The sequence below is a fragment of the Azoarcus sp. TTM-91 genome (genome assembly GCF_012911025.1).
Taxonomy (GTDB): Bacteria; Pseudomonadota; Gammaproteobacteria; order Burkholderiales; family Rhodocyclaceae; genus Azoarcus.
This window is the reverse complement of the sequence record NZ_WUEI01000131.1, coordinates 1-11,641: the sequence shown is the minus strand read 5'-3', so window position 1 is coordinate 11,641 and position 11,641 is coordinate 1. Positions and strand designations below refer to the sequence as shown.

The 11,641-nt window shown below is 70.9% G+C and carries 12 protein-coding genes; 7 read left to right on the top strand and 5 right to left on the bottom strand.

Annotation, left to right across the window (positions count from 1 at the left end; all coding sequences use genetic code 11):
• Positions 1–65: 65 nt before the first annotated feature.
• The 5 genes from GRF61_RS21225 to GRF61_RS21205 are packed head-to-tail and all read right to left on the bottom strand — an operon-like array spanning position 66 to position 3,564.
• Positions 66–380: a cyd operon YbgE family protein gene (locus tag GRF61_RS21225; RefSeq protein WP_169152618.1), complete on the bottom strand. Its 315-nt coding sequence runs from the start codon at positions 378–380 to the stop codon at positions 66–68.
• A complete protein-coding gene (gene cydX / locus GRF61_RS21220) occupies positions 380–511 on the bottom strand; it encodes a cytochrome bd-I oxidase subunit CydX (RefSeq protein ID WP_169152617.1) in 132 nt (43 codons plus the stop codon). Before cydX ends, GRF61_RS21225 begins: the two co-directional genes overlap by 1 nt.
• 18 nt (positions 512–529) lie before the next feature.
• Positions 530–1,672 (bottom strand): cytochrome d ubiquinol oxidase subunit II, encoded by a 1,143-nt coding sequence (gene cydB / locus GRF61_RS21215; RefSeq protein ID WP_169152616.1) that lies wholly within the window; start codon positions 1,670–1,672, stop codon positions 530–532.
• 13 nt (positions 1,673–1,685) lie between these two features.
• The gene (locus GRF61_RS21210; RefSeq protein ID WP_169152615.1) at positions 1,686–3,290 is read right to left on the bottom strand and encodes a cytochrome ubiquinol oxidase subunit I; all 1,605 of its coding nucleotides are present in this window, start codon (positions 3,288–3,290) and stop codon (positions 1,686–1,688) included.
• Positions 3,280–3,564, bottom strand: a complete 285-nt coding sequence (locus GRF61_RS21205; protein ID WP_169152614.1) for a hypothetical protein — start codon at positions 3,562–3,564, stop codon at positions 3,280–3,282. Before GRF61_RS21205 ends, GRF61_RS21210 begins: the two co-directional genes overlap by 11 nt.
• A 177-nt stretch (positions 3,565–3,741) precedes the next feature.
• On the opposite strand from GRF61_RS21205, the gene GRF61_RS21200 reads away from it, so the two are divergent.
• From GRF61_RS21200 to GRF61_RS21170, 7 genes are all read left to right on the top strand, one after another.
• Entirely contained in the window at positions 3,742–5,061 is a 1,320-nt protein-coding gene (locus GRF61_RS21200; protein WP_169152613.1) for a sigma 54-interacting transcriptional regulator, read from the top strand.
• 287 nt (positions 5,062–5,348) lie between these two features.
• On the top strand, positions 5,349–5,972 hold the full coding sequence (petA, locus tag GRF61_RS21195) for a ubiquinol-cytochrome c reductase iron-sulfur subunit (RefSeq protein ID WP_169152612.1): 624 nt from the start codon (positions 5,349–5,351) through the stop codon (positions 5,970–5,972).
• 49 nt (positions 5,973–6,021) lie between these two features.
• Positions 6,022–6,969 carry a LysR substrate-binding domain-containing protein gene (locus GRF61_RS21190; protein ID WP_169152611.1) on the top strand — a complete coding sequence of 316 codons (948 nt, stop codon included), beginning with the start codon at positions 6,022–6,024 and terminating at the stop codon, positions 6,967–6,969.
• 119 nt (positions 6,970–7,088) lie between these two features.
• Positions 7,089–8,318, top strand: coding sequence for a mandelate racemase/muconate lactonizing enzyme family protein (locus tag GRF61_RS21185; protein ID WP_169152610.1), 1,230 nt, complete (start codon positions 7,089–7,091; stop codon positions 8,316–8,318).
• A gap of 240 nt (positions 8,319–8,558) precedes the next feature.
• Entirely contained in the window at positions 8,559–9,551 is a 993-nt protein-coding gene (locus GRF61_RS21180) for a tripartite tricarboxylate transporter substrate binding protein (protein ID WP_169152609.1), read from the top strand.
• 106 nt (positions 9,552–9,657) lie between these two features.
• Positions 9,658–10,107: a tripartite tricarboxylate transporter TctB family protein gene (locus tag GRF61_RS21175; protein WP_169152608.1), complete on the top strand. Its 450-nt coding sequence runs from the start codon at positions 9,658–9,660 to the stop codon at positions 10,105–10,107.
• Positions 10,108–10,120: 13 nt separating this feature from the next.
• Positions 10,121–11,638: a tripartite tricarboxylate transporter permease gene (locus tag GRF61_RS21170; protein ID WP_169152607.1), complete on the top strand. Its 1,518-nt coding sequence runs from the start codon at positions 10,121–10,123 to the stop codon at positions 11,636–11,638.
• The last annotated feature ends 3 nt before the right edge of the window (positions 11,639–11,641 follow it).

Below are 11,641 nucleotides of genomic sequence, written 5' to 3'. Positions count from 1 at the left end.
CCTCCCTGGCAAGCGGAAGCTGGAACAGACCCGCTACCCGCCAGCCCGCCGACCCCTTGACGCCCTCAGCCGCCCACCATCAGCAAGCGCCCCAGCCCCAGCGCCAGGCCAAGCGCCACCGCCGTTGGCGAGAACAGCAGCCGCCAGGCCAGCGCCCGCGGCCGGAAGCCGACGCCGGCGACGAAGCCGGCGCTCATCGCCCAGCACAGCGCCAGCGCCGCCAGGTGGTCCGCCCGGCCGTCGGCGGTGGCGAACAGATTGGGCGCGATCCCCAGCCCCAGCATCAGCGCCAGGGCTGACAGCAGCGGCAGCGGGCGCAGCCGGCCGGTGGCGGCGGCTGGGGTCGGGCCGGCGGCGGCCGGGCCTGGCGCGGCCGCCATCAAGCTTGCCCCGCGTCATCGTCCGCCGCGGCGCGGCCGGCGCGCATCGCCGCGGTGTCGCCCCACAGGGCGTTGAGTATGGCCAGCAGCACGGCGAAGCCGATGCCGAGTATCCAGGCGAAGTACCACATCGGAAATGCTCCTCGGGTTCAGTAGGCGGAATGCTCGTTCTCGCGGATGTAGGCGGTGGTGACCTTGCCCGCCATCACCTTGTAGGCCCAGCCGGTGTAGGCCACGATCAGCGGCATGAAGATCACCGTGGCCCACAGCATGATGCCCAGCGTGCGGTGGCTGGAGACGCTGTCCCACACCGTGAGGCTGGCGTCCGGCCGGGTGGAGGAGGGCATCACGAAGGGGAACATGGACACCCCGGCGGTGCCGATGACGCCGACGATGGCCAGCGCCGAGGCGACAAAGGCCGCCAGCGTGCGGCGGGCGGCGACCAGGGCGATGGCGGCGAGGCCGCCGGCATAGGCCAGCGCCGGCACCAGCACCGTGGCCGGCGCGCTGGCGTAGTTGTGCAGCCAGGCGCCGGCTTCGGCCACCACGCGCTTCGCCAGCGGGTTGGGCAGGGCGGCCGGGTCCGGCGCGAGGGCGAGCGCATAGCCCAGACCACCGCGCGCCACCCACAGCCCGGCGAGGCTGAAGGCCAGCAGCATCAGCGGGCCGAACACCAGCGCGGCGCGGATGGCGCGGCGCTGGATGTCGCCCTCGGTGCGGTGGGCGAGATAGACCGCGCCGTGAAAGCTCAGCATGGCGCTGCTCACCACCCCGGCGAGCAGGGCGAAGGGGTTGAGCAGGGCCCAGAAGCTGCCGGTGTAGTAGGGCACCAGGTTGGCGTCGAAGTGGAAGGGAACGCCTTGCAGCAGGTTGCCGAAGGCCACGCCGAAGATCAGCGGCGGCACCGCGCCGCCCACGAACAGGCCCCAGTCCCAGGTGCGGCGCCAGCCGGCGTGGTGGATCTTGCTGCGGTAGTCGAAGCCCACCGGGCGGAAGAACAGCGCCCACAGCACCGCCAGCATGGCCCAGTAGAAGCCGGAGAAGGCGGTGGCGTACACCAGCGGCCAGGCGGCGAAGATGGCGCCGCCGGCGGTGATGAACCACACCTGGTTGCCGTCCCAGTGCGGGCCCACGGTGTTGATCACCGCGCGGCGCTCCTCGTCGCTCTTGCCGACGAAGGGCAGCAGGGTGCCGACGCCCATGTCGTGGCCGTCCATGATGGCGAAGCCGACGAGCAGCACGCCCACCAGCAGCCACCAGATGAGTTTCAGGGTGGGGTAATCGAGAGGCATGGCGGGGCTCCGGTCAGGACAGGGTGGGGCGGGGCTCGATGGCGGCGGGCGCGAGGGGGGCCGCCGGCGCGGCCGCCTCGCCGTGGTAGCGGCCGGTGCCCAGGCTGGCCGGGCCGAGGCGGGCGAAGCGCACCATCAGGTACATCTCCACCACCAGCAGCAGGGTGTAGAAGCCGACGAAGCCGGCGAGCGAGCCGTACAGGCTCTCCACCGTCAGCGTGGACACCGACAGATGGGTGGGCAGCACGCCGTAGATGGTCCACGGCTGGCGGCCATACTCGGCCACGAACCAGCCCATCTCGCAGGCGACCCACGGCACCGGCAGGAAGTACAGCGCCCAGCGCAGCAGGCCGCGGCGCTCGGCGAAGTCGCCCCTCAGCGAATGCCACAGGGCGAGGCCGAACAGCGCCAGCATGGCGAAGCCCAGCGCCACCATCAGGCGGAAGGTCCAGAACAGCGGCGCTACCCGCGGCAGGGTGTCGCGCGCGGCGCGGTCCACCAGCTCCGGCGTCACCTCGTCCATGCTCTGGACGTAGCGGCGCAGCAGCAGGCCGAAGCCGAGGTCGCCCTTGATCGCGTCGAAGCGCGTGCGCGTCGCGGCATCCGCGGGGTCGGCGCGCAGCGCGTCCAGCAGGCGCACCGCCTCCATGCCGCTGACGATGCGGGCGCGATTCTTCGCCAGGATCTCCTTCAGGCCGGGAATCTCCTGCTCCAGCGAGCGGGTGCCGATCAGGCCCATCACCCACGGAATCTGCAGCGCGTAGCGGTTCTCCATCGCGGCGTCGTCGGGCAGGGCGAAGAGGTTGAAGCCGGCGGGTGCCGGCTCGGTCTCCCACATCGCCTCCATCGCCGCCAGCTTGGTCTGCTGCGCCTCGCCCAGCGAGTAGCCGGACTCGTCGCCGAGCACGATCACCGAGCACACCGAGGCGAAGCCGAAGGCGGCGGCGATGCGGAAGGAGCGTTTGGCGAAATCCACGTCGCGGCGGCGCAGCAGGTACCAGGAGGAGATCGCCAGCACGAACATGGCGCCGGTGACGTAGCCGGCGGACACGGTGTGCACGAACTTGGCTTGCGCCACCGGGTTCAGCAGCACCGCGGTGAAGTCGGTCAGCTCCATGCGCATGGTCTCGAAGCTGAACTCCGCGCCCACCGGGTTCTGCATCCAGCCGTTGGCCACCAGGATCCACAGCGCCGAGAGGTTGGTGCCCACCGCCATCAGCAGCGTCACCAGCAGGTGCTGCAGCCGCGACAGCCGCGCCCAGCCGAAGAAGAACAGGCCGATGAAGGTGGATTCGAGGAAGAAGGCCATCAGGCCCTCTATCGCCAGCGGCGCGCCGAAGATGTCACCGACGTAGTGGGAGTAGTAGGCCCAGTTGGTGCCGAACTGGAACTCCAGCGTGATGCCGGTGGTGACGCCCAGCGCGAAGTTGATGCCGAACAGCTTGCCCCAGAACTGGGTCATGTCGCGGTACACCGGCTTGCCGGTCATCACCCACAGGCTTTCCATGATGACCAGCAGCCAGGTCATGCCCAGGGTCAGCGGAACGAACAGGAAGTGGTACATCGCGGTGGCGGCGAACTGCAGCCGCGACAGGTCGACGAGTTGCTCAGTGACCATCGTTGTCTCTCGGAGTACGGAAATCGGAAGGGGCGGGGGCCGCCGGCGGCGCGGCGCTCGTTTCGGCGCCGCCGCCGGCCAGCCAGCCGCCCAGGGCGGCGAGCAGCGCCAGCTTTACCGCCAGCGCCAGGGCCAGTTCTCGCAGCAGGCGGCGGTCGGCGCGGCTGAGGGGGCTGGAGGCTGGCGCCAGGGACAGCGCTGGATGCGGCTGACAAGTGTTCGGTGAGGCCGCCTCGAAAGGCGGCGGCGCAGGCGGGGGGATGGGCGGTGACATGGCGGCAGCCGGGTGAGAATCTCACCTTGGTAATAACAAGCTGCGTGCCAGGCCGGCGCGGTGCCGCGGAATGACGTGGAATCAGGGCCTTGGCATCTGCCGTCCGGCGTGCAGGGGCTGACAGCCACACTGCCAGTGCTGCAAGATATGGCAGTCTCCTGTCAGAGGTGTCGCAGCATGTCTTCCACGCCGTCCGCCGGCCAGCCCGTTCTGCCGGAGCTGGTGTCCTACCTGGAGACGCTCTCCGAGCCCCACATCCTGTGCGACCGCGATTACCGCATCGTTGCCGCCAACACCGCCTACCGCGCCGCCTTCGGCACCACCCGCAGCGTGCTCGGGCGCAACTGCTACGAGGTCTCGCACCGCTATCCGCGGCCCTGCGACCAGGCCGGCGAATCCTGTCCGCTCACCCGCAGCCTGCAGTCCGGCACGCGCGAGCGGGTGCTGCACTTGCATCACACCCCGCGCGGCGAGGAGTACGTCGCCATCGAGTTGTCGCCGGTGCGCGACGGTGAGGGCCGCATCGCCTGGTTCATCGAGAAGATGGCGCCGATGGAGGTGGCCCGCGGCCCGGGCGGAGGCGGCATGGTGGGGCGCGCGCCGGCCTTCCGCCGCATGCTGGAGCTGGTGTCGCGGGTGGCGCCGGCCGAGGCGGCGGTGCTGCTGCAGGGCGAGTCCGGCACCGGCAAGGAGCTGGTGGCCCAGGCCATCCATGCCGCCAGCCCGCGCGCCGGCCGGCCCTTCGTCGCGGTGGATTGCTCCGGCCTGCCGGAAACCCTGTTCGAGAGCGAGCTCTTCGGCCATGAGCGCGGCGCCTTCACCGGCGCCAGCGCACGCAAGCCGGGGCTGGTGGAGGCGGCTGCCGGCGGCACCCTGTTCCTCGACGAGGTGGGCGACATTCCGCTGGGCATGCAGGTGAAGCTGCTGCGCCTGCTGGAGACCGGCACCTACCGCCGGGTGGGCTCCACCGAGCTGCGTCAGGCCGACATCCGCCTGGTGTCCGCCACCCACAGGCCGCTGCGCGAGATGGTGGCGGAGGGCAGCTTCCGCCAGGATCTGTATTACCGCATCAACACCTTCCCCATTCCGGTGCCGCCGCTGCGCGAACGCCTGGCCGACCTGCCGCTGCTGGTGGCAACCTTGCTGGAGCGGGTGGCGCCGCGGCGCCGGCTGACGCTGGCCGAGCCGGCGCTGCGCTGCCTGGCCGCCTATGCCTTTCCCGGCAATGTGCGCGAGCTGCGCAACGTGCTGGAGCGTGCCAGCCTGATGTGCGACGGCGAGCAGATAGATCTCGGCCACCTGCCGCCGGAGGTGCTCGGCGAGGTGGCGGCGCCGCTGGCGGGCGTGGCCATGAGCGGCGGCCTGCGGCGGCTGGAGCGGCAGGCGCTGCTGGAGGCCCTGCGCGAGCATCACGGCAGCCGGCGGGCGCTGGCCGAGCGCCTGGGCATCAGCGAGCGCACCCTGTACCGCAAGCTGCGCGACCTGGAGCGCGGCTGACAGCCCTGGCGGTCGTGGCTGCCACCGCTGCCGCCAGCGGCAGCCGGCGGCAGCGCGCGGGGTGGCTGCCTGGGGCCAGCGCGTGCTGCAAGCCGATGACGGAAAAGCGCTTTCCCGCCATTGCGGGGCGGGGTGGCCAGCAGGCACGCGATTTGTTTCTACAAGGGCGAGGCGGCGCGTCCGCAAGCGTCGCGGCGGCCACTGGTCACCTCGCCAAACCCCTGCGGGCCCCGGGGCCGCGGCGGCGGCGCGTCGCCTCATCCCCGACCGCTCAAGGAGTACCGACCATGTCCGCCCATCCGCTGCCGCCCGCCGCGCCGGACGATGACCGCCGCCGCCTGCTCGCCGCCACCGCCGGTGCGGGTGCCGTTGTGATGGCTGCCACCGCCGTGCCCTTCGTCGCCAGCCTGACGCCCTCGGAGCGCGCCCGTGCCGCCGGCGCGCCGGTGGAGGTGAACGTGGGCCGCCTCGCCGAGGGCGAGATGATGACCGTGGAGTGGCGCGGCAAGCCGGTGTGGATCCTGCGCCGCAGCGCGCAGATGCTGGCCGCGCTGGAAGGCCATGACGCGCGCCTCGCCGATCCCGCCTCGCAGGAAGCGCAACAGCCGGCCTATGCCGCCGACCCGCAGCGCGCCATCCGGCCGGAGTTCCTGGTGCTCATCGGCATCTGCACCCACCTCGGCTGCTCGCCGTCGGAGAAGTTCGCGGCCGGCGCCGGTGCCGGCATGGAGGCGGACTGGCCGGGCGGCTTCCTGTGCCCCTGCCACGGCTCGCGCTTCGACCTCGCCGGCCGGGTGTTCCTGCACCAGCCGGCGCCGACCAACCTCGAAGTGCCGCCGCACCGCTGGCTGGACGGTAACCGCCTGCTGGTTGGCGAGGATGCCGGCGGCGAGGGCGCCGCCGCCGTCTGAGCGCCGCCGGCCGTGGGATACTCCGGGGCTGTTCCGCCCCGGAGTCCCGATGAGCGCCCTGGCCCAACTCGACATCGCCGCCGTCCGTCTGCTGATCGCGGTGGCCGAAGCCGCCAGCATCAGCGGCGGCGCGGCGCGCTGCCACATGTCGGTGGCGGCGGCCAGCAAGCGCATCAGCGACCTGGAGGCGCGGCTGGGCGTGATCCTGTTGCACCGCCGGCCGCGGGGAGTGGCGCTGACGCCGGCGGGCGAGGTCTTCGTCGGCCAGGCGCGGCAGATGGCGGCGCTGGCGGCCAGCCTCGAAGAAGAACTGCGCGACTACGCCAGCGGCGTCGAGGGCCGGGTGCGCATGGTGGCCAACGCCGCCGCCATCGTGCAGTTCCTGCCGCGCGACATCGCCGCCTTCCTCGAAGCCCACCCGCGCCTGCGCATCGACCTGGAGGAGCAGACCAGCGCCGAGGCGGTGGCGCTGCTGCAGACCGACCGCACCGACCTCGCCATCTTCGAGGAGAGTTACGCCACGCCCGGCATGCTGGTGCGCCCCTACCGCACCGACGAGCTGGCGCTGGTGGTGCCGCTGGGCCATCCGCTGGCAGCGCGGGACGAAATCTCCTTCGCCGATTCGCTGGCCTACGAGCAGGTCGGCCTGCACGGCGGCACCGCCATCCTGTCGCGCATGCAGCTGGCAGCGGCCAAGCTCGGCCGGGTGCTGCGGTTGCGCATCCAGGTGCGCAGCTTCGACGCCGTGTGCCGCATGATCGAAGGCGGCGTGGGCGTGGGCGTGCTGCCGGTGCGCTCGGCCGAGGCCTATGTCGCCCTCGGCCGGCTGAAGGCGATTCCGCTGCGCGACGACTGGGCCCGCCGCCGCCTGCTGATCGGCTGGCCCACCCAGCGCGAGCCGCTGCCGCAGACGCGGATGATCATCGACTTCCTGCAGGCGTCGGCCGCGGCGGACGGCAGTCCGCTGTCATCTCAGATCTCCCAGGTTTCGAGATAGTCGAAAACGGCTTCGCAAAAAACTCGCTTGTCCACCCCTGCCGCCGGTCTCTATAAACGCCGAACGCAGCCCGCACGGCGACACGCCGCCGACGGGCGAGCGCAAGAGGAGACCCAGGCATGCAAATAGATAAAGAAGCCACGAAGAACGTCGATCAACAACACGCCGAAGCCGGCGCCCGGCTGGAGCGGGAGCTCACCATCCGCAGCGTGCGCGCCATCCCCATCAACGTACCGGTGGATGCGGTGGTCGGCGCGGTGCGCAAGCCCACCGCGCTGTCCTGCGTGCTGGTGCGGGTGGAGACCGAGAGCGGGCTGGTGGGCTGCGGCTTCACCGCCATCACGGAGGAAGAGGTGGTGGCCGCGGCGATCAACGAGGTGGCGGCCCATCACCTGGTCGGCGAGAGCGCGCTCAACATCGAGCGGCTGTGGAACCGCCTCTACTGGTTGCTGACGCCGCGCGGCCAGAGCGGCTACGGCGCCCATGCCATCGCCGCGCTGGACATCGCGCTGTGGGATCTGAAGGCCCAGGCGCTGGGCCTGCCGCTGTGGAAGCTGCTCGGTGGCGCGCGCGGGCGGGTGCCGGTGTACGCCACCTTCGGTTTCGGCTTTCTCGATACCGAGCAACTGGCCGAGGCGGCGCGCAGCTGGGTCGGGCTGGGCTTTTCCCGGCTGAAGATGACGGTGGGCAACCATGCCCTGCAGCGGCGCGACGAGCCGCGCCCGCTGTCGGCAGTGATCCGCGAGGACGAAGCCCGCATCCGCGCGGTGCGCGAGGCAGTGGGGCCGGGGCCGGAGCTGTGCATAGACGCCAACTGCAGCCTGGACCCCTACCACGCCCGCCTGCTCGCCCAGCGGGTGGAGGACTGCGGCATCGCCTTCTTCGAAGAACCGGTGAGCCACAACGACGTGCGCGCGCTGGCCGACCTGCGCCGCAGCATCACCATTCCGCTGGCCGCCGGCCAGAACGAGGGCCTGGACAGCCGCTTCGCCGACCTCTTCCAGGCGCGTGCGGTGGACATCGCCCAGCCCAACGTTGCCATCACCGGCGGCTACACCCAGTGCCTGCGCATCGCCGGCATGGCACAGGCCTGGCAGGTGGCCATCGCCAACGGCGGCGCCTGGCCCTTCCACAACATGCATTTACATGCCGGCCTTGCGCATGGGGGCTTCATCGAATATCACCATGTGGCCGTGACCATGAGCGAACAGCTCTTCACCGGCCTGCCGGTGCCGGAGAACGGCTGGCTGCCGCTGCCGGAGGCGCCGGGCCTGGGCTTCGCGCCCGACTGGGACGCGGTGGCGGAACTGGCGCGGCGGCCAACCTCGCGCGGCGCCGGCAAGGCCTGAGCCGGCAAGGTGGCGGGCCCTGCGACAGGGTGCCCGCCACCGGCCAGCGGAACGAACAGAGAACGGGCTGTGGGGCCAAGCCCGCCCGCACGAGGAGGCAGATTCCAGCAGACAGAAGGCAGCACACCGGCGCGGCGGGACACCGCGCCGGCGGGAAACACACTCGATGCACGCCGCGACGACGGCCCGGACCGCTCACGGTCCGCGACATAACGACATCAAGACCAAAGGAGACCCGACATGAAGAGATTCCCATCCCGCGCCGCACGCCTGCTGCGCGGCATTACCCTCGCCGCCTGTGCCCTCGCCGCCGGCGGCGCCCAGGCCCAGGCCTGGCCCACCCAGCAGCCGATACGGCTGATCGTGCCGGCCTCGGCCGGCGGTTCCCTGGATACGCTCACCCGGCCGTTGGCCCAGCACCTGGGTGAGGCCCTGAAGCAGGCGGTGGTGGTGGAGAACCGCGGCGGCGCCGCCGGCATGGTGGGCGCGGAGCACGTCGCCAAGTCCGCGCCCGACGGCTACACCTTCCTCATGGGCGCCATCCACCACGCCATCATCCCCGGCGTCTATGCCGACGTGCCCTACGACAGCAAGAACGACCTGGTCGGCGTCGCCCACATCGGCGAAACGCCCAACATGGTCATCGTCAGCAAGCGGGTGCCGGTGGAAACGCCGCAGGAGCTGGTGGCATGGATCAAGGCCAATCCGGGCAAGGTCAGCTATGGCACCGGCGGCGCCGGCGCGCTGCACCACGTCGCCACCGAGATGTTCAAGGCCGAGGTCGGCACGCCGGACATGGCCGCCATCCATTACCGCGGCAGCTCGCAGGCGGTACGCGACATCCTCGCCGGCCACATCCAGGTGATGTTCGAGACCATGCCCACCGCCGCGGTGCAGGTGCGCGCCAAGCGGGTGAAGGCGGTGGCGGTGACCTCGCCGCGGCGCGCCGAGGCCTTCCCGGACGTCCCCACGCTGGCGGAAACCGTGATGCCCGGCTTCCAGGTGATGACCTGGTACGGCGTATTCGCGCCCAAGGGCACGCCGCCGGAGGTGGTCTCCCGCATGCACGAGGAAATCGCCCGTGCCCTGCAGCGCGAAGACATGCGCGAAGTATGGAAAACCGCCGGCGTGGAGGCGGTGAACATGCCGCAGCCGGATTTCCAGCGCTTCTGGGTGGCCGAGGTGGACCGCTGGAGCGGCGCCGCCCGCAAGTTCGGCATCACCGCCAACTGAGTTGCCCGCTCCCGGCCGGGTACCCCGCCGCCCGGCACCAAAACTCGACAAGGGCCGCGCGACGCCGCCAGCACCGGGCGCGACGCGGCCGCGGAGGAGACCCCGCATGACGGACAAGAATTACCGCGACCTGCTGGGCGGCCTGCTGGTCGCCGCCATCGGCCTGTTCGCCGCCCTCTACGGCCAACGCTACGAGTTCGGCTCCCTGCAGCAGATGGGGCCGGGCTTCTTCCCCATCCTGCTGGGCATCGGCCTGCTGTTGCTGGGTGGCGCCATCGCCGCGCCGGCCTGGCGGCGGCAGGGCAAGGCCCAACCCATCCGGGTGGAATGGCGCACCGGCGCGCTGGTGCTGGGCTCGGTGGTGGTGTTCGCGCTGGCGCTGCAGACCCTGGGCCTGGTGATCGCCACCGTGGCGGCGGTGCTGCTGGCCTCGCTCGCCGACCGCAGCCTGCGCTGGCCCGGCCGGCTCAAGCTGGCGGCCGGCATCACCCTGCTGACGGTACTCATCTTCGTCACCGGCCTGGGCATGATCGTGCCGCTGTGGTGGCACTTCTGAGGAGGAGACGGCAATGGACACCCTGAACAACCTGCTGGCCGGCTTCCAGACGGCCATGCTGCCGGTGACGTTGATGTACTGCTTCATCGGCGTCTTCCTCGGCACCCTCATCGGCGTGCTGCCCGGCATCGGCTCGCTGGCGGCCATCTCGCTGCTGCTGCCGGTGACCTACTACATCGAGCCGACGCCCGCCATCATCATGTTGGCCGGCGTGTATTACGGCGCCCAGTACGGCGGCTCCACCGCCTCCATCCTGCTCAACCTGCCGGGCTCGGCCTCCTCCGCCATCACCTGTCTGGACGGCCACCCGATGGCACAGCAGGGCAGGGCGGGCGCCGCCCTGTTCATGACCGCCGCCGCCTCCTTTTTTGGCTCCATGATCGGGCTGGCTCTGTTGGTGGCTTTCGCCCCGGCGATCGCCGAACTCGGCCTGGAACTGGGCTCGGCGGAGTACTTCGCGCTGATGGCGCTGGGCCTGGTGGCTGCCTCCACACTGGGCTCGGGCGCGCTCGCCAAGGGCCTGGCGATGGTGCTGCTCGGCCTGCTGCTGGGCGTGGTGGGCACCGACGTCAGCACCGGCGTGCAGCGCTTTACCTTCGGCTTCAACGGCCTGGCGGAAGGGCTGAGCATCGTCGCCCTGGCGATGGGTGTGTTCGGCATCGCCGAGGTGATCAGCGCGGTGAACCGGCCGCGCGAAGGCCAGTTGCACAAGGACAAGATCAGCCTGCGCACCATGGTGCCCAGCCGCGACGACGTGCGCCGCTCCTGGATTCCGATGGCGCGCGGCTCCGGCATCGGCTCCTTCTTCGGCGCACTGCCGGGCACCGGCGCCGCCATCGCCGCCTTCATTGCCTACGCGGTGGAAAAGAAAGTGGCGCGCGAGCCGGCGCGCTTCGGCAAAGGCGCGGTGGAAGGCATCACCGCCCCCGAATCGGCCAACAACGCCGCCGCCCAGACTGCCTTCGTCCCCACCCTCACACTGGGCATCCCCGGAGACGCGGTGATGGCGCTGATGCTGGGCGCCCTCATCCTGCACGGCATCACCCCCGGCCCGCTGCTGATGGTGGAGCAGCCCGAACTGTTCTGGGGCCTGATCGCCAGCTTCGTCATCGGCAACCTGATGCTGCTGGTGCTCAACATCCCGCTGATCGGCCTGTGGGTAAGCGTGCTGCGCATCCCCTACAGCGTGCTCTACCCCGCCATCATCGTGTTCATCTGTCTGGGCGTGTACAGCGTGAACAACAGCAGCTTCGACATCCTGCAGGTGGCCCTCATCGGCGCCCTCGGCTACGCCTTCGCCGTCCTCAGCTTCGAACCCGCCCCGCTGCTGCTGGGCTTCATCCTCGGTCCGCTGATGGAAGAACACTTCCGCCGCGCCATGATGCTGGCGCGCGGAGATGTGACCACCTTCGTGGATCGCCCGCTGAGCGCGATCATCCTGGGCGTGACGGTGGCCGTGCTGGTGTGGGCGGTGTGCAGAAGGACGGCTGCGGTGCTGAAGAGGAGGGAGGCGCTGCGGGTGGCGGGGTGAGGG

Coding starts and splice junctions, on each gene's coding strand:
- GRF61_RS21225 (WP_169152618.1), bottom strand. CDS start 380: ATGGCGGCCGCGCCAGGCCCGGCCGCCGCCGGCCCGACCCCAGCCGCC.
- cydX (WP_169152617.1), bottom strand. CDS start 511: ATGTGGTACTTCGCCTGGATACTCGGCATCGGCTTCGCCGTGCTGCTG.
- cydB (WP_169152616.1), bottom strand. CDS start 1,672: ATGCCTCTCGATTACCCCACCCTGAAACTCATCTGGTGGCTGCTGGTG.
- GRF61_RS21210 (WP_169152615.1), bottom strand. CDS start 3,290: ATGGTCACTGAGCAACTCGTCGACCTGTCGCGGCTGCAGTTCGCCGCC.
- GRF61_RS21205 (WP_169152614.1), bottom strand. CDS start 3,564: ATGTCACCGCCCATCCCCCCGCCTGCGCCGCCGCCTTTCGAGGCGGCC.
- GRF61_RS21200 (WP_169152613.1), top strand. CDS start 3,742: ATGTCTTCCACGCCGTCCGCCGGCCAGCCCGTTCTGCCGGAGCTGGTG.
- petA (WP_169152612.1), top strand. CDS start 5,349: ATGTCCGCCCATCCGCTGCCGCCCGCCGCGCCGGACGATGACCGCCGC.
- GRF61_RS21190 (WP_169152611.1), top strand. CDS start 6,022: ATGAGCGCCCTGGCCCAACTCGACATCGCCGCCGTCCGTCTGCTGATC.
- GRF61_RS21185 (WP_169152610.1), top strand. CDS start 7,089: ATGCAAATAGATAAAGAAGCCACGAAGAACGTCGATCAACAACACGCC.
- GRF61_RS21180 (WP_169152609.1), top strand. CDS start 8,559: ATGAAGAGATTCCCATCCCGCGCCGCACGCCTGCTGCGCGGCATTACC.
- GRF61_RS21175 (WP_169152608.1), top strand. CDS start 9,658: ATGACGGACAAGAATTACCGCGACCTGCTGGGCGGCCTGCTGGTCGCC.
- GRF61_RS21170 (WP_169152607.1), top strand. CDS start 10,121: ATGGACACCCTGAACAACCTGCTGGCCGGCTTCCAGACGGCCATGCTG.